This is a genomic window from Pseudomonas sp. GX19020 (genome assembly GCF_023371075.1).
Classification (GTDB): domain Bacteria; phylum Pseudomonadota; class Alphaproteobacteria; order Rhodobacterales; family Rhodobacteraceae; genus Pseudogemmobacter.
The window spans coordinates 181,544-200,848 of record NZ_JAMCCR010000003.1; the positions used below are offsets into that span (position 1 = coordinate 181,544).

The following is a 19,305-nucleotide window of genomic DNA, read 5'->3' on the forward strand; positions in this document are numbered from 1 at the left end:
GGTCTGATGCCCTGGGTTTCATCGCGTCTTGCAGGCAGAATCGCCGAACATTGCGGCGTTGTTTTGGCCGATGGATCTGAAATTGTGGTCATTTCCAGGCGGGACGAAATGCGTCAAAATCGGGCGCATTGTTTCCGGATTGCTGTCGCCCGCCCGGTCAAAGCCGGATAGAGGCGATCAGCCGGCCATAATCAGCCTCGCCGGCATGGGTCGTGCGGCGGTAGGAAAAGAAGCGATCCGGGTCGCCATAAGTGCAGTGCCGTACCCATTCGGCATGGCCGATTCCGGCGCCGCGCAGCCGGTGCAACCCATAGGCCGGCAGGTCGAACTGATAGCGCCCGTTCTGGCCATTGGCGAAGAAGCGGCCATTCTCAGGGTCCTCGGTGAGGAAATTCTGCAGGAAATCTTCCGTGACCTCATAGGCCGCCTGACTGATCGTTGGGCCGATGACCGCGCGGATCCGCGTGCGGCTGGCCCCGATGGCCTCCATCGCGTCAACAGTCGCCTCAAGCACGCCAGTCATGGCACCGCGCCAGCCGGCATGGGCCGCGCCAATCACGCCGCCCTCGGGGTCGGAAAGCAGCACCGGCTGGCAATCCGCGGTCAGCACCGACAGCGCGACGCCTGGCAGACGGGTCACCATCGCATCGGCTCGCGGGCGTTCGACCGAGCCGCCGGGTGGCGCGGTCACGGTCACCACTTCGGCGGAATGGACCTGATGCACCGAGAGCAACCCATCGGCCCCGACCCCCATCGCCTCGGCCACGCGGGCGCGGTTGATCGCCACGATTTCCGCCTGGTCGGTGGAGCCGAAGCCGCAATTCAGCCCGGCGAAGATCCCCGAAGAGGCGCCGCCCTTGCGGGTAAAAAAGCCGTGACGCTGCGGGATCGCCCCGGAGGTGATGATTTCAAGCATCGTCTCTGCCTCCCCTGGCAGCGCTTTGGTCCATGGTGTTCCCGATCGGAAATCCCGCAGGGGGCGGCGTTCCGGCCGGATGGATGGCAAGGGCTTTGAACAAGGTCCCCATTTCTGCGGGATCGGTCAAGCGGCGTGCGGCGGCAAGCGGGTCATTGCGTGCAGCAATCGGATGGGCGGCAAGTTGCTGAGCCCGGGCCCCGATGCCAAGCGCGGTCAAAAGCGCGCCCTGGGTCGTATAGGAGGCTGCGGCGGGCAAAGCCGCCCGGGCCAGCGCCGCGAAATCGACATGGGCGGTCAGATCGGCCTCGCCGGGTGTGGCAAAAGGGTCGACATAGGCATGGTCACGCATGGCCTGGAATGTATCGCCAAGGCTCTGCCAGTCCCCGTAATCGACGATCAGCGCCAGCCCGCCATGGCGGCGGATGCGGCCCGAGATTTCAGCCATGATCGGAGCGGCGGCAGGGCAGATCTCGACGATGCGGCCTTCGGCGATATCCTGACGGTGATCAAGCGCGGCCAGCGGGCCGGGCGGCGCGCGGCCGGGGGTCAGCGCTTCATCCGAAAGGCCGACCATGGTTTCCGCCCAGCCGCCGCTTTGGCGGGTGAACTGGCGGATCGGCAGCGCGTCGAAAAATTCATTGGCCAGAAGGAACAGCGGCGCCTCGGGCAGATACTGCACCAGAGACAGCCAGCGCGGCTGATGCCCGGCAAGGGTCTTCGCCTGGATGCCGCGCAGGGTCGCGGAGGCCTCGACCAGCACCAGATCGGCGGCGGCGTGGAACCCCGGCACGCGGGCGGTGGCGCGCAGGACATCGGCCATAAGCGTGCCGCGCCCCGGCCCGCATTCGGCCAGGGTAAAGCGCGCAGGCGCGCCCTGATCCAGCCAGGATTGCGCGAGGCACAGCCCCAGCAATTCTCCGAACATCTGGCTGATTTCGGGGGCGGTGGTGAAGTCTCCGGCCTGGCCGAAAGGGTCGCGGGTGGCGTAATAGCCAAAACGCGGATGCATGAGGCAGTCGGCCATATATTCGGCAAGGCTGACCGGTCCGCTGGCGCGGATGCGGGCGGCGATCAGCTCTGCCAGCGGCGTCACGGTGCGACCGTCTGCGCCCCGGATCTGCGCAGGGCAAACCACAGCCCGATCAGGATCATCGGCAGCGACAAGGCCTGGCCCATGGTCAGCCCCCAGCCGTTGATATGGAAGGCAAGGCCCAGCAGATTGTCTGGCCCGACGAATTGCGCATCGGGCTGGCGGACGAATTCGACAAGGAACCGCGCAAGCCCATAGCCCGCGATGAACACGCCCATGATCCGGCCCGGAAAGCGCAGCCAGCCGCGTTTCCAGACCAGCCAGAAAATAAGGGCGCCCAGGAGCAGTCCTTCAAGCGCCGCCTCGTAAAGCTGGCTTGGATGGCGCGCGCAAAGGGTGATCACGCCGGGGCAGTTCTGTGCCGCCTCGCCGGGGAAGATCACGCCCCAGGGCAGATCGGTCTGCCGGCCCCAGAGCTCGGCATTGATGAAATTCGCAAGCCGCCCGAACAGCAGCCCCGGCGTCACGGCATAGGCGAAAAGATCCCCGACCGAGAGCGGCGCGAGGCCTTCGCGCCGGGCAAAGATCAGCCCGGCAACGGCGACCCCCAGGAACCCGCCATGGAAGGACATGCCGCCATCCCAGAGTCTGAGCGCCGCCATCGGATCGGCCATGAAATTCTCGGGCGCAAGATAGCGCCCGGGCTGGTAGAACAGCACATAACCCAGCCGCCCGCCGATGATCACGCCAAGGATCACCCAGGTCAGCAGGCGCTCTACCTGTTCCGATGTCATCGGCGCGGCGCCCGGCGCCCAGAGCCGCGCGGTTTTCACGGCCTTTGTCACCAGAAACCAGCCCAGCAGCAGCCCGGCAATATAGGCGACCGCATACCAGCGCAGGGCGAAACTCATGCCGAACAGCTCGACCGAAAAAATGTCAGGGGAGAGATTCGGGAAAGGGATCATCCTGCGCTCCTGCTGGCGGCCGGGGCGCAACCGCCTGGCCCGAGATGCTTGTCATGTGACGCTTTTACGTGAGACGCTTGTCTTGCGGGCAGGGGATGAAGTCAACTGCAAGGGCCGCGCCGCAACCGGGGCCTCAACACTTGTGAACAGGCGTGCGGGCGCGCATATAGGGTCAAAGCGACCCGGACCCCCCGGGGCTGACGACAAGGGATGGCCGAGATGCAGAGCCGCAACAAATTCCTCGACGATATGAGCCAGCTCATGACCAATGCCATGGGCGTGGCCCAGGGCGCGCGGACCGAAGCCGAAACCGCGATGAAAAGCATGGTCGACCGCTGGATGGCCGGGCGCGACTTCGTCACCCGCGAGGAATTCGACGCGGTGCGGCTGATGGCGCAAAAGGCGCGCGAAGAGAATGAGGCGCTCTCGGCCCGGATCGCGGCGCTTGAGGCGGCATCGGGCGGCGTAAAGGCGAAGTAACCCCGGATTCCCCCTGAGCCTGTACCTCCCGTCAGGTGTGGGAAATGTAAAAGGCACCGGATCGCTCCGGTGCCTTTGTTGTTTCGGGCAGGCGGCGTCAGGGGCGGATCTGATCCATCAGCGCGCGCCAGTCGAGATAGGCTTTTTCCTGATCGGGCAGCGGTGTCAGATCGCCGCCGGCCCTGATCAGCGTCGCAATCGTGCGCGCTTTCAGCTCTGGCTCTTCGCTGCAGGCGCGCGTGCTGTTGTCCAGGAGATCAAAGGCCGGCGTCTCGTATTTCGCGATGATCCCGTCGGTATCCAGCTTCAGCTCGCCATAGGCCAAAAGATCAAAGCCGTCGGTCAGCAGCGAATGTTCCTCATCCGAAAGGCTCGCCTCCGGGCAGTTCTGGCTGAGGACGAGGGTGTTTTGCATATCTGAAAGCAGCTGGTCAGCCGCGACCGGATCCTGCGCGATCCCCGACATATCGGGCAGCGTGATATAGACTTTGCCATCGGCGAGCGCCGCCGTTGCGCCAAGGCCGAGTGTGACAGCGGCGGCCAGGAAGATGCGTTTCATCTGGGTAACCTCACAGAGTTGCCATCTGACTATTGCGCCGCGCCGGGGGATGCGAACAGGGCGGGTTTCCTGACCCGCCGGCTTTGCCCGCCGGTCTTTCTTCACAATTCAGCGATCCCTGCACAGATCCGGTGCGGGAATCGCTGTTTTAGCAGGGCCGGAGCACCTCTATCTGAGAGGGGAAACAATTTCGTGAGAAGGGAGAGCGATCTCATGACTGCCCCGATCCATCCCGCGACCCGCGTGGGCCATGTGCATCTCAAGGTCTCGGATCTTGACCGTGCGATTGGTTTTTACTCCGGTGTTCTGGGATTTGAAGTCACCCAACGTTACGGCACCCAGGCGGCATTCTTGTCGGCAGGCGGCTATCACCACCATATCGGGCTGAACACCTGGGAATCGCTTGGCGGCACGCGCCCGGGCCCGGGGACGGTGGGTCTCTACCATTCGGCCTTTCTCTATCCGGATCGCAAGGCGCTGGCCAATGCGCTCAAACGCCTGAGCGAGGCGGGCTATCCGCTGACCGGCGCTTCGGATCATGGGGTGAGCCAGGCGCTTTATCTGGATGACCCGGATGGCAATGGCGTGGAACTTTACTGGGACCGCCCCGAGGCCGACTGGCCGCATGACGAGAAGGGCGGGCTGATGATGACCACCCGCCGCCTCGATACCGCGAAACTGCTGGCGGAGGCTGACTGAACCCTAGCGCCGGATCAGCCGGGTCGCGGCTGAAGCGGCCCAGCCGGCAAAGGCGGCAATCGCCAGCGACAGCAGGCCGTAAAACAATGGCTGCTCGCGCGAGAGGTTGAAGACCATACGTTCCAGCCCCTCTTTGCGCACCCGGATCCAGCGTTCGTGGTTGGCGATGACCTTGCCATCGCGCAAGAGGAACATCCGCACCCGGTAGACGCCTTCGGTCAGGTTCGAGGGCAATGTGAGATCGGCGCGAAACAGCGTCTGTTCTGACAGCTGGACACGGTTTTCCAGCATCCGGTAGCGCCCCTCATTGGTGCGCACCCGGATCATCGAGCGGATGAACTCGCCCTCGGCAAGCAGGATCGGGAAAAGCGGCATCGTATCCGGGTCGCCGCCCCGGGCGACCCAGGCCTCGGTCGCGGCATCGGCGGCTTCAAGATGCACCAGCTGGTCGATGGAGATCGCATGTTTGCGGTTCTCCTCGGCGCTCAGGATCTCGTCGAGCTTGCCGGTGGTGGCCACGGCGTAGAAGCTGGGCGCGCTGGAAATATTGACAGAGTCGCGGTTGATCCAGATGCCCGCGGTGCGTTCCTTGCGCCTGACGGTGACCGGGCCCGAGGGGCCCTCGGCGGTCACGATCACATCGAGCCGTCCCTGAGGCGCCGGCGCGTCGCGCCGGACGGCGCCATAGACGAGGATCTCGTCGCCATCGAAATTCGCGGTGATCGAGACGCGGTTCTGGCTCAGGCCCGAGACGATTGTCTCGGTCGGGGCGTCCTGTACGGCATCCGGCGCGGCGTCCTGCGCCAAAGCGGGGCCTGTGAGGAACAGCGCGGCGATCAGGGTAAGCCGCCTCATGGCAGCACCCCGGGCATCACCGAATACAGCTCGACCGGGCGGAGCAGCAGATCAACCGCAATCCTGAGCGCCACCGCAACGACGAGCAGCGACAAAAGGACCCGCAGCTGTTCGGCCTTGAGATAGACCCCGACACGGCTGCCGATCTGCGCCCCGATCACGCCGCCAAGGATCAGCACCAGCGCCAGCATCATATCGACGGTCTGCGAGGTGACCGAATGCATGATGGTGGTAAAGGCCGAGACGAAGATGATCTGGAAAAGCGAAGTGCCGATCACGACCTTGGTGGGCATCCCCAACAGGTAAATCATCGCCGGCACCAGGATGAAGCCACCGCCCACCCCCATGATCGCGGCCAGAAAGCCGGTGAAAGCGCCGATCGCCATTGGCGGGATCACCGAAATATAAAGCCCCGAGGCGCGGAATTTCATCTTGAACGGCAGGCCATGCGCCCAGGAATGGGTATGGGCGCGGCGGATCTGCACTTTGCCGCCACGGGTGCGCAAGAGGGCGCGCAGGCTCTCCTGCAACATCGTCGCCCCGATGAAGCCAAGGAAAACGACATAAGAGATCTGCACGAACAGATCGACCTGGCCCAGTGACTGCATCAGCGCAAAGACCCAGATCCCGATGGCCGAGCCGATGAAACCGCCCGCCAGCAGCACGGTTCCCATGCGGAAATCGACCGCCTTGCGCTTCATCTGCGCCAGCACACCCGAGACCGAAGAGGCCACGACCTGGTTCGCGCCGGTCGCCACCGCCACCGCAGGCGGCACGCCGATGAAGAACAACAGGGGGGTGATCAGAAAGCCGCCGCCAACCCCGAACATTCCCGAAAGAAAGCCCACGATGCCGCCGATCCCGAAGAGCAGGAAAATATTGACCGAGACCTCGGCGATGGGGAGGTAGAGCTGCATTGCAAAAGAGGCCAGGCCGGATCAGCAGGGGAAGTCCTGGCGCAGGTTTGCCCGCCTGCGCCAGGAAGTCAAACCGGCTTTCGCCTCACGCGGGATCACAAAGGTAACGGCGCAGGATCCGTTCCAGTTTTGCCGCACCTGTCGGGGCCATGGCCTTGGTGTGATCATGGCTGATAGCCTCATCCGACAGTCCTGCGGCCATGGTGGTGATGGGTGAGATTGCCGCGACCTAGGGGCCGAGAAACCGCGAGAGGATCACTTCGCGCATGGTGGACATGCCGACCGTATCACTGCCGAGAGATCGGAGCATGCGGATCTCGGCCGGGGTCTCGAAAGAGGGGCCGGAATACAAGCAGCAGCCCCCTCTTTGAGCGGGACCGATTCGCCCCGGCTGCTTTGTGCAGTGCCGCACGGAGCCGGGGCGAATGGGCTTCGGTCATGGGGATGAAACGGGCATCGGTCGGCCGCCGATCAGCGGAGTGCGGCCATTGTCGTTGATGTGATCGGAAAGGAGCATCTGATCCCCGGGCGGGATTTCGGGGCGCAGGCTGCTGGCGGCATTCGTCACGATCAGATCGTTTGCGACAGGATCGCGCAGGGTATTCAGGTCTGCGCGCATCGCGGCGGCGTTGCCGTTCTCTTCGCAATGCTCGCGCGCAAAGACCGCGACGCGGATACCCTCCGGCGTGCCAATATGGCGATGCGGCTTATGGCCCGAGACGGAGACATGCTGGAAGCCGGGCTGGTCGGCATAGGGGATTGCGGGGCCATCAACCGCATGGGCGAGATGGCCGAGGCCCGAGCCGAAGATCTGGCCGAAGTGGATCGGGGCGTCGCCTGAACAGGCGCGGATGAAGTCGGTGGCAGTGGTCATGGCGGGTGTTCCGTGATGGTCGGGCAAGCCGGGGGCGCTTCGCCTCCCGGACCCCCGGAGGATATTTAAGGACAGATGAAAGAGGCTCAGCGTTCTTGCACATAGGGCTCGCCGCCGGCGCGGGCGGAGTGGCTTTGCAGATAAAGCCCGCGCGAGGGCGGTCAGGATGTAGGGCAGGGCATCGAGGATCGGACCGGGGACGCAGGTCAGGATGAGTGCCGTTACGATATCGGGGCGCAGCGCAGGGCCTGGAAAAAGCCGAAGAGAAGGCAGGCCCAGAGGGCGGCGACCGGGCGCCATTTCGCGAAGATCAGTGCGGCCAGCGCGATAGAGCCGCGCCCGGCGGTCATGCCGCGCCCGAACCCGGCCCGAAGCGCGGCGGACATGTAAGTGCCGGCAAGGCCGCAAGGGATGCCGGTGACCATCAGCGCCGAATAACGCAGCAGTATTACCGCAACGCCCGCGGTATCGATGGCCGCCGGGTTCTCGCCCAACACGCGCAGGCGGAGCCCGTAAAGGGGGCGATACATGAGCCATCAGGTCAACGGCGAGATAGACGAGATCGGCATGGCCCGGGATGACTTCGGCATAGAAGGGGCCGATGCCGGGGAGGTCGCGCAGTGTATCGCTGAAGGGCAGGGTCACGGGGCTGAACCGCGCGTCTTCGGCCAGTTGCGGTATGCGCCCGCCCTGGCCGAAGACACCTCGCGCGCGGGAAAAGAAGGTCAAGCCCGGGGATCCGGTTGAACCCTGTCAGGGCGGTCACAGCCGGGAAGCGCGCGCCGGACGGGTATTGCGTGTCCATGGGGCCGCAGCACTTCGACCAGCATGAACATGATTAAGCTGGCCGTGATATAGTTGAACATGATCGTGGTGATCACGATATGGCTGCCGCGTTTCGCCTGGAGCCAGGCGGCGATCGTGGTCCAGGCGGCGCCAAAAGCTGGCGCTGCGAGCGAGGCGCCGCGCAGCGCACGCGTCCAGCGCGGCCAGGGGATAGAGAGAGCCCGGCATGAAAACACGGTCGCAGCAAGGCCGGTGAAGATGGATCTCGTGGTGTAAAACAGCGTATGGCCTCAGCCGGAGGCGGTCATCAGCGCCCCCCGGACCATTTCGGCAGGGGCAGCATCAGGGGAGGCTCCGCTGTTTGTTCGGGCTGAGTCTGCTCTGGGGGGCGTGCAGGGGCAATACCAGCCATAGGTCAGCCGATATCGCTCTCGGATGTGGCTGCCGGGTCGCCTGACTGTCGGTGAGAATGCCGCGCGCCCAGGCCGATCCCGCAGGCGCGCCGGCTTTTGCCAACTGCGACGCGACCGCTGAGGAACAGGTTCCGGCTTTTCAGGGTGAGGCGCCTGGAGATTTTTTCGCCGGGGCGGGTCATGTCGCTATGGATCGATATGAGTTCCGATTGCCTGTTGCCGGCCACGCCTGTGATGCCGGGGATCTCGCCGGCGCGCAGCATCAGGCTGACGGATTTCAGCCGCTCGACCTTGTGTTCACCCTGGCGCGTGATGTTTACGGCGCTGAGGAGGACCGGGCCGGCACCCTGGCGGTTTCCAGCAGCACTTTGTGCCCGACCATTAGCTCGGCGAGCCGGGCGGGGTGTCTCTGGGGTGCGGAGCGTGCCGACAAGGCGGTCGCGCCGCATGACTGTGTAAGTGACGTCTATGATATGGCGCAGCTTGTGGGTGATCAGGCGGAGGGCTTTGCGCTGGTCGCGCAACCCTTTGAGAATGCTGAAAGGAAGGTCGGCCTGTGCCAGGGTGAAGGCGCCGGTCGGTTCATCGGGGAACGGGATCTGGGCGTTGCGTCAGAGGGCTTTGAGGATATCGACCCGCTGCTGATGGCTGAGTGAGAGGTCTTCGACCAGCGCTTTGGCATGGACCTCAAGCCCGTATTCGCGCGCGAGTGCGGCGAGGCTGTCGCGGGCAGGCCCGAGCGAGCGGCGAAGCAGTGGGCCGTTTTTGGCGCCGCGGGGCAGGTATTGTCCGAGCGGTAGTCATGGATTTTCAGCTCGTCCGCGATGATTGCCGCCGCTGTGGCATCGACGCTTGCCTTCATTTCAGAGAGATCAGCGCGGCGTTGTTGTCGTCCAGCGCATAGCCGACACGGTCTTCCTTCATCCCCAGATGCTGCGGTGTCAGATCCAGCGCTTCGCTCTGTCTGAACGAATTGCAGACCACCAATTTGACGCGCTCGCGTATCGAAGTCAGCAGCTGGCCGGGACGAAGGTGGTACTGGTTCGATTCGACGCCGACCGAAAGAATGCCCTCATCCGCTGCGGCCTGCAAAACGCCGGGCCCGGTCTGACCGGCGGCGGCGAAGATAACATCGGCGCCCTGAGCTTTCGGGCCCTTGACCGGGTCGTTCCAGGCATCCGGAGGATCGCCGGTCTTAGGGGAGACGATTTTGATATCCGGGTTCACCGTCTTCGCCCCTTGAGTAAAGCCAGAGCCGAAGGCCCGGATCAGCGCGACATACATGCCGCCGACAAAGCCCACCGTTCCGGTTTTCGAGGCCTGCGCCGCGAGCATTCCGGTCAGATCCGAACCCGCTTCCTCGCGGAAATTGATCGGGAGCACATTCGGGTTCAGCGCCGGATCGGCGCAGCCGTCAATGGTGACGATTCTCGTATCGGGGAAATCGCGGGCGATCTGATCTGGCATGCGCGCCCCCACCTGATTGGTGCCATTCTCGGCTATGCGGCGCAGCGAGTGTTCGCGCCGGGTCTCTTCGCGCATCTCCAGGTTCCGGCAGGTGCGACCGGTTTCGGTCTTCAGGCGCCCGGCGCCATTACAGGCGGCCTCGGTGAAGCTTTTGTCGAATTTGCCGCCGAGATCGAAGATCAGCGCGTGGTCTGCCAGGGAGGTGCTGGCGGCGATTCCGGTAACAGGCGCGGTCACTGCCGTTTCATGGGGCAAGGCGGGTTGCCAGGATCATGATTTTCTCCGGATTTTCTTTGGGCTTAAACAGCGCTTTTTGCGAAGAGCTTTCTTCGGTGCGACCGGAGCGCCGCTTGATTTTCGTCATCCCGGTACTGGGGCCTGGCCCTGGCGCTTTCCCGGCCGTTACCTGGCCCTCGCCTGGTGGCGGGCGTCATCCCCCGCGTGCGAGAACCAGCGCATCGACGTGGTTTCCCCTGGGGCCGTGGTAATAGTTCCGGCGGCGGCCGGCCTCGTGGAAGCCGACGCGGGTGTAAAGGGCGATGGCCGGGGCATTATCGGCTGCGACCTCGAGAAACTGCGAGCTTGCGTTGCGGGCGCCGGCCTCGGCCAGAAAACGCGCGACGAGGCATTCGCCAAGACCCTGACGGCGGTGCCGGGGATGGACGGTCAGCGTCAGAAGCTCGGCCTCGCCCGCAATGGCAGTGCCAATCAGGAAGCCCACGGGCTCCTGTTCCCGCGCTTCGGTCAGAAGGAAGACATGTGGTTGGATGAGAAGCCCCGCGATCTCCGCCGCGCTCCAGGGGCGTGGCATGGTGAAAGAGGCGGCATGGATCCGCGCGAGGCTTTCGGCCAGGGCGGCTGGCATATCCGGTGCGCCGGCCTCAGACATCCGCATCAAGGGGGGCGCGATCCGTGGTCTCCGGGCGGTCGGCATCAAGTATCACCGGCGGCGGGTCAGAGGGTGGCGCTGCATCGGGAGGGCGCACGTAAAGCGGCGCCGGGCGCGCGTTCTGTGCCAGGCCACAGGCGAATTTCCACACGGCAACCTGTGCCAGCCGGCCGGGAATATTCTCCAGCTCGCAGGTGAGGGCGCGGCCCGCGAAAGGCGCTGCGATTTCATCGGCGCGGTGGCCGGTGACCTGCATCCGCCCCGGCATCGCAAGGTCGGCGGGCGGGCAGGCGGGGTCGATCAGCCGGGGTGCGGCCTGGGCTGCGCCATAGCGGAAAGGCTGGACATAGGCCTCGCCGCGCGGGGCGGGGAGGCTCACAAGTTCGGCCGGATGCGAATGGGGATGGGCGGGGTCGCGCATCATCTCGAAACTGGTGACACCGGTCTGCGGCAGGTCAAGCCCAAGCGCCAGCCCGCGCGCGGCGGCGACCGCAATGCGTATTCCGGTGAAATTTCCCGGGCCAACCCCCACCGCCAGCGCGGCCAGATGCGCCCAGGGCAGGCCGGCCTCGGCGAGAAGCTCTTCGAGCATCGGCATCAGCCGCTCGGCCTGGCCCTTTTGCATCGGTTCAAAGCGGGTGAAGAGGCCCTGCGGTGTAACCAGAGCGGCCGCGCAATGCGCGGCCGATGTGTCGAAAGCCAACAGAGGAAAACGCGCCTCAGCCATCTGGGAAATGCCGGACGCGGATCAGGCCGCGACCGGGCGGACCTCGGTGACTTCCGGGATGTAATGGCGCAGCAGGTTCTCGATCCCCATTTTGAGGGTGAGGGTCGAAGAGGGGCAGCCGGCGCAGGCGCCCTGCATATGCAGATAGACCACGCCCCGGTCAAAGCCGTGGAAGGTGATGTCGCCGCCATCCTGGGCCACTGCCGGGCGCACGCGCGTGTCCAGCAATTCCTTGATCTGGCTTACGATGCCCTCATCCGCGCTGTCGAAATTGGCAGCATGGCCGTCGCCCGGACCTTCGCCGTCGATCACGGCCTGGCCGGACTGGAAATGCTCCATGATCGCGCCAAGGATCTGCGGCTTGATATGGGGCCATTCGATCTGATCGGCCTTGGTGACGGTCACGAAATCAGACCCGAGGAATACCCCGGTCACGCCGCCCGCCGCAAAAATACGCCGCGCCAGCGGCGATTTGGCCGCCGCTTCGGCATTGGGGAAATCCGCGGTGCCCAGTTCAAGCACGGTCAGGCCGGGCAGGAATTTCAGCGTCGCCGGATTCGGAGTGGATTCGGTCTGGATGAACATGGTGCTTCTCCGACTGTATCAGCCGGATATGGGGCCGGCGGGACCACAAGTCAACTGCGCGCCCGCGTGTAAAAATCCTGCAGAGCGCGGAATGCGGCGCTGAGGGCGTGCCCGGTGCCGGACCGCCCGCATGGCCGCGCATATTTCAGGCGCGGTCCGAGCCGAAATAAGCATACATCTCGTCCAGCGCATTGAGGCGCGAAAGCTGCACCGGGGCCGGTTTCTGGCTGGGCGGGGTATAATAGGTCTGGGCCGGATCCTGCGGCACGAGGACCGCTTTCAGAATATCGACGGGGCGTTGCACAGACATGTCGTGCATCCTTTGGTAATTGTCGCCTCCCGCCGGAAATATAGGCCTATGCTGCGCTGCAGAAAACCCGCCGTTTCCGCAGGGCGGGGTTGCATCTGCGTCATGTCTTCCCCAGCGTCAGCCGCCAGATCGGTTCAGGCGGGGCCGGTTCAGATAAGGCCGGTCTGACCGAGCACCACCCAGACAAGATAAAGCGCGGTCGCAATCAGCGTCGCCCCGACCGCGAGCGAGCCCAGATCCTTGGCATCGCGAGCAAATTCAGACCACTCCGGTGAAAGATGGTCGACCAGAACCTCAAGCGCGGTGTTCAGCGCCTCGACCGCTGTCAGCACCAGAAGGAAAATCGCAAAGCCGAGCAGTCTGGCGAGGTCCACCCCCCAGAGTGCGAGGCCGGCAAGCACAATCACCCCGATGGTCAGTTCCTGGCGAAAGGCACTTTCGCGCAAAAGCCGGCGGAACCCGGCGGCGGAATAGGTCGCTGCCGCCAGAAGATGCGCCACCCCCGTTTTGCGCGATGGTTTCTGGTGCGGCGGCTTTATGGCGCCGCCCTGCGGTACCTGCTGGCTGGTCATAGGCAGTCGCCTTTCAATGTGACTTAGAGCCCCGGGGCTTTTGCCGGATGCTGGCTTTTATGCCCGGGATTGTCCACCCGCCGCGACGGCTACGGTGGCCCAGATGCAAATGAGTTTCATTTTAACATAATGATTTTACTTTACTTTTTATCATGACGCACCTATCTGACCCGCATCGGGGAGTAGCGACTGCCAGGTGATGGCAGGGGCGTATCAACACTCTCGCCCCTGGGGATGCCCGGGCGTGGTGCGTCCGGCCCGGGTCAGCCGGGTCATGCAAGACCGTGCTCCGGGCTTCGGGCCCGTTCACAATCCCGGCGTCACGCTGCCGGTTCCAAAGGACAGGAGACCCGCATGTCCCCCTTCACCATCGGCATTCTTGCCGTTTCAATGTCTGTTGATGCTTTTATCGCCTCGCTCGGGCGCGGCGCAGGGGAACAGCGGCCGGGGCTGATGCGCGCCGTGAAGACCGGTGCGATTTTCGGCGTGGTCGAGATGGTCACCCCGCTGATCGGCTGGGGACTTGGCATGGCGGCGAGCACCTGGGTTCAGGCAGTGGATCACTGGATTGCCTTCGCGCTTCTGGGGGCGGTGGGCGCACATATGCTGTTCCAGGCGCTGTCGCGCGCGAGAGATGAGGCGGCGCCGGCGCCTGGGCTGCGCGCGACCGTGCTTACGGCCATCGGTACTTCGATTGACGCGATGGCGGTGGGCGTGTCGCTGGCGCTGCTGGAGGCGAATATCTTTGTCATCGCCGCAGCCATCGGCTTCACCACGATGGTGATGAGCGCCTCGGGCGTCCTCGCCGGTCGCTGGCTCGGCCGCAGCTTTGGCCGGGTGATGGAGACATTTGGCGGCCTTGCTCTGATCGCGATGGGCGGGCTGATCCTTTTTGAACATCTGACGGGCTGAGCGCTGCTCGCCCCGGCACCGCGATTGAACTGATGTCTGTCAAAATGAAAAACGGGCCCCGGGGGCCCGTTTTGCGCCGGGTAGCTGAGCCTCGCGGCTCAGCGATAACACCGCACCGGCACCACGGCGGCAGCAAAGGCCTCGGGCAGCTCTGCCGACAGATCTCCGCGCACGCCTTCGCCCTGCGGCCGCGAGATGCGCTCCCTGGCAAGGAAGGTCAGGAGCGGTCCGGATGGCACCGCGAAATTCATATTCTGCGGCAGGGTGCCGGTTTCCTCGAGCATGGCGATGTCATCGACGCGGCTTACCACCACCCCGATCACCGCGCCCTTTTTGTTCAGAAGCGGGCCGCCGGAATTGCCGGGCTGCACCGGCGCCGAGATCATCACCCGGTTCGACGAGCCATCCGCTCCGCGCAGAGCCGAGACATTGCCCGAGGTTACCGTCAGCCCCTGGTCGAGGCTGGTGGAATAGGGGTAGCCGAGCGTCGTGACCGTCTCGCCCAGTTTCGGAACCTCCAGCGCCGAGAGCTTCAGCCAGGCACCGGTATCGACCGCGCCGCCCAGCACTGCCACATCCAGCGTGGTATCGGCGGCCAGCACTTCAAGCGCGGTGCCGTCGGCCATGCCGATGGCGGAACAGCCCTCGATCACATGGGCGGCGGTGACCAGCGTTGTCGGCGCGATATAGAATCCGGTGCCCGAGCTTTTCAGCGTGCCATCGATCTTGGGGCGCGGGGTCTCGGCCACGGCTGCGACCTTTGGGCCACCGGCAGGCGCGGCGGGCTGTCCTTCGGGCGCACGGATCGGCGCCGGGCCGCCGGGTGCGGTGCCCAGTTCCGCCGGGCCGGAGGCAATGGCGGTACCGGGATCGGGCGCATCGGGCAGAGCCGGGGCCGGGGTACCCAGCCCGCCAGGGACTGGCCCTGCATCGGCGGTTGCGGTTCCGGGCGCCGGGGTACCAAGGATCCCGCTGGCCGGCGCATCGCTTGCGGGCGGCAGATCTTCGACCAGATCGCCCGGAATGTCTTTCGGCGGGGTCGGGTGCGAGGCTTCGGGCGGCATCGCGGGGATTGAGTCCGGCATGGTTGGCGAGGTCACGGCAGATTTGCCCGGGCGCTCCACCTGATCCTCGGCGCGCGGCGCGGCGGCAGCGGCTGCGGTGGGCGGCGCAGCCGCTGCGGTGCCGTTGATCACCTGGTCAATCACGCCGCCCGGGGTCCAGATCAGGGACGCCGCGCTGGCATTGCCGGTCACTGTGCTCCCGGCCAGCAGATTGACACGGAAATATCCGTCTTCCGTGGTCACGAAATTCATCGTGCTCCACAGCCCGTCATGCAGGTCAGAGCGGATATAGGCGGTCATCTTATTGTCGAGATCGACCCAGCTGATCATCGTCTGGTCATTGGAGAACTGATAGGGCTTGGTGTCCGCCCGCGCCTTGCCGAGAAACCAGTCATGATCGGATTTCGCATCGGCCAGTTTGCCTTCGCGGATGATCAGCGAGATGCTTTTGTCCTTTGAGAGATATTCCATCTCTCTGGCATCTTTGACCTCTTCGATCAGCCCGAACGGGAAGAGGTAAGAGGTATTGGCGATGCGCGAATAGTTCAGCTGCCAGTCATTCCTGACCCGTTCATCTTCCAGAAACATCACGAGGTCTTTGATATCGCTGAACCGGGGCACCGTTTCGCGCCCTGCAGTGCGGGTCGCGTATTTCACAAAGGCCTCCTGGGACTGAGGGGTCCAGATCCCGTCGATCACGCCGAAGAAATCACCGGTCCAGGCCAGCGAGGCCTGGAGGGTCGCGGTGTCTTCGCGGCTCAGGGTTGTCGCATCGAAGGGCTGTTCCAGCCAGGACTGCGCGCGCGCCATTCCCGGCAGGTGCACAAACATCAGAACCGGCAGAAGGGCCGCGACCAGCAGAAACCGGAGGGAGATCGGGGCCCGGAGGGAGATCAGGGGCAAGCGCATCGCAAAGCACTCCGGCAACGGCTGAAGGGGTATTTCACGCTATGCTGCCCTGAAACCGGCGCGAAGCAAAGGCGTTTCGGCACCTTTCGCGGTCATGATCTCCTGATGTGATCGCGCAGGGGCCGGCGTTTCCGGGGGCAGTTCTGTGCCTCAGGCCTGCAGGGCGCGCGAATCGCTCAGGTGATTTTTTCAAGCGTTTCTTTCGACATGTCGCCGGGCACGATGGTGATCGGGGTCGGCAGGCTGCCCGAATTGCGGCTCATCGCGGTGACCAGCGGGCCCGGGCCGGATTTGTCGGTTCCTGCGCCCAGCACCAGAACGCCGGTTTCCGGATCTTCGCGCATCTGGGCAAGGATCTCGGTCACGGCATCGCCTTCGCGGATCACCAGTTCAGGGGTTACGCCCTGTTTGTCGCGCATCCATTTGGCAAAGACCTCGAAATGCGCCTCGATCCGCTCGCGCGCTTCGGCCCGCATCAGATCGGCAACGCCCATCCAGTGCTGGAACTCCTCGGGCGGGATGATCGAAAGGATCGTGACACCGCCACCGGTATGGGCGGCCCGGAGCGCCGCGTATCGCATGGCATTGAGGCATTCGCGGCTGTCATCCAGCACAACCAGGAATTTCCGCATCCGATATTCTCCTGCTTGGATAGGGCAATTCTGGAACGGCAGCGGGGGAAATGGCAAGCGTCTCTGTCGTGATTGTCGGGTAAAGCCGGGAGAAGGCCAGAGGGCGCCTCAGCCCTCGCGCATCAGGAAATGCCCGGTGCCCTGGGCAAAAAGCCGCTGCGGGTCCTCCTGCCAGGCTTCGACATGGACCGAGGCATAGCGGCGTCCTGAGCGATTGATGCGGGCGCGGGCAAAGGCATCGCGCGGCTGGCCCGGGCGCAGGTAATCCACCGTGATATCAATGGTTTTCGGCAAAGCGGGCAGGGTGTCTGCGGTAAGGGAAGCCGGCTGGATCCGGCCCTGGTGCAGCGCGTTCCAGACAAGGCCGGTGATCGCGGTCACCTCAAGAAAGGCCGCCGTGACCCCGCCATGCAGCGCCGGGATCAGCGGATTGCCGATCAGATCGTCGCGGTAAGGCAATACGGCGGTCAGCTCTGCCCCGGCAGTGTCGAAACGGATGCCAAGAAAGCCCAGATAGGGGATCCGGGCCACGATTGTCTCAAGGAGAGGCGCATATTCACTGGTCATCGCGGGTCATCCGGCAGGGTGCGGGCCACGTCGTCGCCCCGTTCGAAGGTAAAGGCGCCTGTGGCCATGGCGACCGGGCGCGTGCTGTCATCATCACAGGCGGTGACGCGCACGAAGGCGACCGAACGGGTGACATGGTGGCATTCGGCGCGGGCGCGGATCGCCTGGCCCGGTGTTGCGGGGCGCATATAGTCGATCCGCAGATCCAGCGTCGCGGTCGAGCGCGGCCCGGCCGGATGCGCCATTACCGCCGCACCCGATGCTGTATCCATCAGCGCCGAAACCGCGCCACCATGGATGACGCCGGTGGCTGGATCGCCGATCAGCCCTGCGTCCCAGGGCATCGAAATCACCGCTATTCCGCCGCCGATCTCCTCCATCCGGAGCCTCAGCGCCCTTGCATGAGGCAGCGCCTCGATAAATCGGCGCGCGATGGCGAGTGTGTCGGAAGCTGTGTGGGGGCCGGTCTCTTGCATGGCTCGTATCAAACCGCTCTGGCCGGGTGTTGCAAGAGCCGGGCGGCGCGTTCAGCCCCGGGATGACGCAGCGTCAGTGATTCTCATGGTGCCGTCGTGCCCCTGACCGCGGAAGGCTTGCCAATTCGGCCCGGCGCACCCTACGATCTGCCGGGCGGAGGGCCTTATGCCGGATCAGATTCGGATCAGTTTCAAGGAGATGTGCGCGAAATTCGACGTCACGCCGCGCACGCTCCGCTATTACGAATATATCGAATTGCTGGCCCCGGAACGCGAGGGCCGCGCGCGGTTTTACACAGCGCGCGAGGAGGCGCGGATGAAGCTGATCCTGCGTGGGCGGCGGTTCGGCTTTTCGCTGGAAGAGATCCGGCAATGGCTGCTGATCTATGGTCACAAGGGCGAGCGGTCACAGCTGGAGGCCTGGCTCGGCATGGCGGATCGTCAGCTGCTGGAACTGGCGCGGCAACGCGAGGCGCTTGACCGGACCATTTCAGATCTGCACGCCCTGCGCGAAACGGCGGTTGCGGAAATGGCGCGGGATGAAGGCGCAGATGCGGAAGACTGAGAGGGGCAGGGGGCGGGTGATATGGTCCCCTGGCCCATCACCCCCGGCCCCCCTCCGCGAGGCTGAGGGCCTTGCGCAACCAGTCGCGCGCGGGGTCTGCGGGCAGCCCGCCCAGAAAGCCGTGATCGAGCCCGTCGGCCAGCACCAGCCTGCCCTGTAATGCGCGTGCCAGGGCTTCGCCGTCGCGCAAAACCGGGTCGATGCCTGCGCCCAGGATGGTCAGGCCCGGAGGGCGGGGGAAGCCCGGTGCCAGCGGGTCATGGCGTGGATCCCCGGCAATCAGCGCCTGCGGATCCAGGTGGCGGTGATAGGAGGCCAGCGATTTCGGCCCCAGCCCATCGGACTCATGTGCTGCGTTTTCCGGAGCAGGCGGCATGCCCGGCCCGGCCCCCGGATAAAACAGCGTGACATCGGCAATGCGGGCGCGTTCCGCCGCTGCCAGCCCGGCAAAGGCCCAGAGCGCCACCAGGCCGCCCGCGCTGTCGCCCATCAGCCGCAGCTGTCGTGCGCCTGTCAGCTGCCGCCGCAGGCTTGCAACCGCATCCTGGGCCTGGGCGGGAAACGGATGTTCGGGCGCGAGGCGCCAGGCGACCGAGATCACGCGCGCGCCGGTTTCCTGTGCGATCCAGGCGGTCACGATGCGGTGGGTCCAGGGCGAGCCGGTTATAAAGCCACCGCCATGAAAATAGACAATCGGCGCGGCCTCCACCCCGGCGCCGGATGCCTGGGGCGTGAAGACCAGCCCGCCCGGGCAGCCCCCCTCCGGCGCGAGGTCATGCAGTGTCACGGCATCGGGCAGGACCGGCGCAAGCACATCTGGCCGCGTATCCCGCCAGGCCCGCAGCGCCGCAACCGGACCGTTGATCCAGTCAGGATCAGAATGTGTCACCATGATCTGCCTTTCCTGGCCCCTGGCACGGCTGTGCCGAAGGCGTTACCGGGAACGTAGCACGCCCGCGCGTTTTCAACAGTCTGACTTTGCCGCAGGGCAGGGCATGTAAAACCGTGCAGTCACAGGGGCAGCGCGGTGGTGCGATGGAACGCCATCAGATTGCTGAGGCCCGGCCCGCCGAAGTCTGGCCTGCCAGGGCGCCCCTGACGCAGGAGAACCTGCGCCCTGGTCTGAGCCGGGG

25 protein-coding genes and 1 pseudogene are annotated in these 19,305 nt (G+C 64.9%); 7 read left to right on the plus strand and 19 right to left on the minus strand.

Annotation, left to right across the window (positions count from 1 at the left end; genetic code table 11):
- Window positions 1-157: 157 nt before the first annotated feature.
- From pgeF to lgt, 3 genes are read right to left on the minus strand one after another with little or no spacing between them, the layout of a single operon-like run.
- Window positions 158-916, minus strand: a complete 759-nt coding sequence (pgeF, locus tag M3484_RS08145; protein WP_249496485.1) for a peptidoglycan editing factor PgeF — start codon at window positions 914-916, stop codon at window positions 158-160.
- On the minus strand, window positions 909-2,054 hold the full coding sequence (locus M3484_RS08150; protein WP_249496486.1) for a class I SAM-dependent methyltransferase: 1,146 nt from the start codon (window positions 2,052-2,054) through the stop codon (window positions 909-911). Before M3484_RS08150 ends, pgeF begins: the two co-directional genes overlap by 8 nt.
- Complete coding sequence (gene lgt / locus M3484_RS08155; RefSeq protein WP_249496487.1) at window positions 2,009-2,914, minus strand: prolipoprotein diacylglyceryl transferase; 906 nt, start codon at window positions 2,912-2,914, stop codon at window positions 2,009-2,011. The genes M3484_RS08150 and lgt overlap by 46 nt, the downstream gene beginning before the upstream one ends.
- A gap of 219 nt (window positions 2,915-3,133) precedes the next feature.
- Between lgt and M3484_RS08160 the strand changes: the two genes are divergently transcribed.
- Window positions 3,134-3,394: an accessory factor UbiK family protein gene (locus M3484_RS08160; protein WP_092901214.1), complete on the plus strand. Its 261-nt coding sequence runs from the start codon at window positions 3,134-3,136 to the stop codon at window positions 3,392-3,394.
- 97 nt (window positions 3,395-3,491) lie between these two features.
- Here the strand turns inward: M3484_RS08160 and M3484_RS08165 are convergent, their stop codons facing one another.
- Complete coding sequence (locus M3484_RS08165; RefSeq protein ID WP_092895383.1) at window positions 3,492-3,953, minus strand: hypothetical protein; 462 nt, start codon at window positions 3,951-3,953, stop codon at window positions 3,492-3,494.
- Window positions 3,954-4,166: 213 nt separating this feature from the next.
- Here M3484_RS08165 and M3484_RS08170 point away from each other — a divergent pair, with 213 nt between their 5' ends.
- Window positions 4,167-4,652, plus strand: a complete 486-nt coding sequence (locus M3484_RS08170; RefSeq protein WP_249496488.1) for a VOC family protein — start codon at window positions 4,167-4,169, stop codon at window positions 4,650-4,652.
- A 3-nt stretch (window positions 4,653-4,655) separates the two neighbouring features.
- On the opposite strand, the gene M3484_RS08175 is transcribed toward M3484_RS08170, so the two are convergent.
- The 4 genes and pseudogenes from M3484_RS08175 to M3484_RS08190 all read right to left on the minus strand — a co-directional run bounded on the left by M3484_RS08175 (window position 4,656) and on the right by M3484_RS08190 (window position 7,828).
- Window positions 4,656-5,507: a TIGR02186 family protein gene (locus M3484_RS08175; protein ID WP_249496489.1), complete on the minus strand. Its 852-nt coding sequence runs from the start codon at window positions 5,505-5,507 to the stop codon at window positions 4,656-4,658.
- Window positions 5,504-6,424: a sulfite exporter TauE/SafE family protein gene (locus M3484_RS08180; protein ID WP_092895389.1), complete on the minus strand. Its 921-nt coding sequence runs from the start codon at window positions 6,422-6,424 to the stop codon at window positions 5,504-5,506. Before M3484_RS08180 ends, M3484_RS08175 begins: the two co-directional genes overlap by 4 nt.
- Before the next feature lie 229 nt (window positions 6,425-6,653).
- Window positions 6,654-7,598 (minus strand): annotated as a pseudogene (locus tag M3484_RS08185) (phosphorylase family protein).
- The gene (locus M3484_RS08190; protein WP_249496490.1) at window positions 7,520-7,828 is read right to left on the minus strand and encodes an ABC transporter permease subunit; all 309 of its coding nucleotides are present in this window, start codon (window positions 7,826-7,828) and stop codon (window positions 7,520-7,522) included. The pseudogene M3484_RS08185 and the gene M3484_RS08190 overlap by 79 nt, the downstream one beginning before the upstream one ends.
- Here M3484_RS08190 and M3484_RS08195 point away from each other — a divergent pair.
- From M3484_RS08195 to M3484_RS08205, 3 genes are all read left to right on the plus strand, one after another.
- The gene (locus M3484_RS08195) at window positions 7,827-8,045 is read left to right on the plus strand and encodes a hypothetical protein (RefSeq protein WP_249496491.1); all 219 of its coding nucleotides are present in this window, start codon (window positions 7,827-7,829) and stop codon (window positions 8,043-8,045) included. The genes M3484_RS08190 and M3484_RS08195 overlap by 2 nt on opposite strands.
- Before the next feature lie 117 nt (window positions 8,046-8,162).
- Complete coding sequence (locus M3484_RS08200) at window positions 8,163-8,360, plus strand: hypothetical protein (protein WP_249496492.1); 198 nt, start codon at window positions 8,163-8,165, stop codon at window positions 8,358-8,360.
- A 346-nt stretch (window positions 8,361-8,706) separates the two neighbouring features.
- Window positions 8,707-9,153, plus strand: a complete 447-nt coding sequence (locus M3484_RS08205) for a hypothetical protein (protein ID WP_249496493.1) — start codon at window positions 8,707-8,709, stop codon at window positions 9,151-9,153.
- Between the two features lie 202 nt (window positions 9,154-9,355).
- Here the strand turns inward: M3484_RS08205 and M3484_RS08210 are convergent, their stop codons facing one another.
- The 6 genes from M3484_RS08210 to M3484_RS08235 form a co-directional block, all read right to left on the minus strand.
- Complete coding sequence (locus M3484_RS08210) at window positions 9,356-10,201, minus strand: BMP family ABC transporter substrate-binding protein (protein ID WP_249496494.1); 846 nt, start codon at window positions 10,199-10,201, stop codon at window positions 9,356-9,358.
- A gap of 193 nt (window positions 10,202-10,394) precedes the next feature.
- Window positions 10,395-10,829, minus strand: a complete 435-nt coding sequence (gene rimI, locus M3484_RS08215; protein ID WP_249496495.1) for a ribosomal protein S18-alanine N-acetyltransferase — start codon at window positions 10,827-10,829, stop codon at window positions 10,395-10,397.
- A 16-nt stretch (window positions 10,830-10,845) separates the two neighbouring features.
- Window positions 10,846-11,580, minus strand: coding sequence for a tRNA (adenosine(37)-N6)-threonylcarbamoyltransferase complex dimerization subunit type 1 TsaB (tsaB, locus tag M3484_RS08220; protein WP_249496496.1), 735 nt, complete (start codon window positions 11,578-11,580; stop codon window positions 10,846-10,848).
- Between the two features lie 21 nt (window positions 11,581-11,601).
- Window positions 11,602-12,165 carry a NifU family protein gene (locus tag M3484_RS08225; RefSeq protein WP_092895405.1) on the minus strand — a complete coding sequence of 188 codons (564 nt, stop codon included), beginning with the start codon at window positions 12,163-12,165 and terminating at the stop codon, window positions 11,602-11,604.
- A 145-nt stretch (window positions 12,166-12,310) separates the two neighbouring features.
- On the minus strand, window positions 12,311-12,475 hold the full coding sequence (locus M3484_RS08230) for a hypothetical protein (RefSeq protein ID WP_171909437.1): 165 nt from the start codon (window positions 12,473-12,475) through the stop codon (window positions 12,311-12,313).
- A gap of 149 nt (window positions 12,476-12,624) precedes the next feature.
- Window positions 12,625-13,047 carry a diacylglycerol kinase gene (locus tag M3484_RS08235; RefSeq protein ID WP_249496497.1) on the minus strand — a complete coding sequence of 141 codons (423 nt, stop codon included), beginning with the start codon at window positions 13,045-13,047 and terminating at the stop codon, window positions 12,625-12,627.
- A gap of 354 nt (window positions 13,048-13,401) precedes the next feature.
- Between M3484_RS08235 and M3484_RS08240 the strand changes: the two genes are divergently transcribed.
- Window positions 13,402-13,959, plus strand: coding sequence for a manganese efflux pump MntP (locus M3484_RS08240; protein ID WP_092895409.1), 558 nt, complete (start codon window positions 13,402-13,404; stop codon window positions 13,957-13,959).
- Between the two features lie 98 nt (window positions 13,960-14,057).
- Here the strand turns inward: M3484_RS08240 and M3484_RS08245 are convergent, their stop codons facing one another.
- From M3484_RS08245 to M3484_RS08260, 4 genes are all read right to left on the minus strand, one after another.
- Entirely contained in the window at window positions 14,058-15,932 is a 1,875-nt protein-coding gene (locus M3484_RS08245) for a S1C family serine protease (protein ID WP_249496498.1), read from the minus strand.
- A 176-nt stretch (window positions 15,933-16,108) separates the two neighbouring features.
- The gene (locus tag M3484_RS08250; RefSeq protein WP_092895413.1) at window positions 16,109-16,564 is read right to left on the minus strand and encodes a universal stress protein; all 456 of its coding nucleotides are present in this window, start codon (window positions 16,562-16,564) and stop codon (window positions 16,109-16,111) included.
- Between the two features lie 108 nt (window positions 16,565-16,672).
- Window positions 16,673-17,131 carry a PaaI family thioesterase gene (locus tag M3484_RS08255; RefSeq protein WP_249496499.1) on the minus strand — a complete coding sequence of 153 codons (459 nt, stop codon included), beginning with the start codon at window positions 17,129-17,131 and terminating at the stop codon, window positions 16,673-16,675.
- Window positions 17,128-17,607, minus strand: coding sequence for a PaaI family thioesterase (locus tag M3484_RS08260; RefSeq protein ID WP_249496500.1), 480 nt, complete (start codon window positions 17,605-17,607; stop codon window positions 17,128-17,130). Before M3484_RS08260 ends, M3484_RS08255 begins: the two co-directional genes overlap by 4 nt.
- 166 nt (window positions 17,608-17,773) lie before the next feature.
- Between M3484_RS08260 and M3484_RS08265 the strand changes: the two genes are divergently transcribed.
- Window positions 17,774-18,172: a MerR family transcriptional regulator gene (locus M3484_RS08265; RefSeq protein ID WP_249496501.1), complete on the plus strand. Its 399-nt coding sequence runs from the start codon at window positions 17,774-17,776 to the stop codon at window positions 18,170-18,172.
- Window positions 18,173-18,209: 37 nt separating this feature from the next.
- On the opposite strand, the gene M3484_RS08270 is transcribed toward M3484_RS08265, so the two are convergent.
- Window positions 18,210-19,064: an alpha/beta hydrolase fold domain-containing protein gene (locus M3484_RS08270; protein ID WP_249496502.1), complete on the minus strand. Its 855-nt coding sequence runs from the start codon at window positions 19,062-19,064 to the stop codon at window positions 18,210-18,212.
- Between the last annotated feature and the right edge of the window lie 241 nt (window positions 19,065-19,305).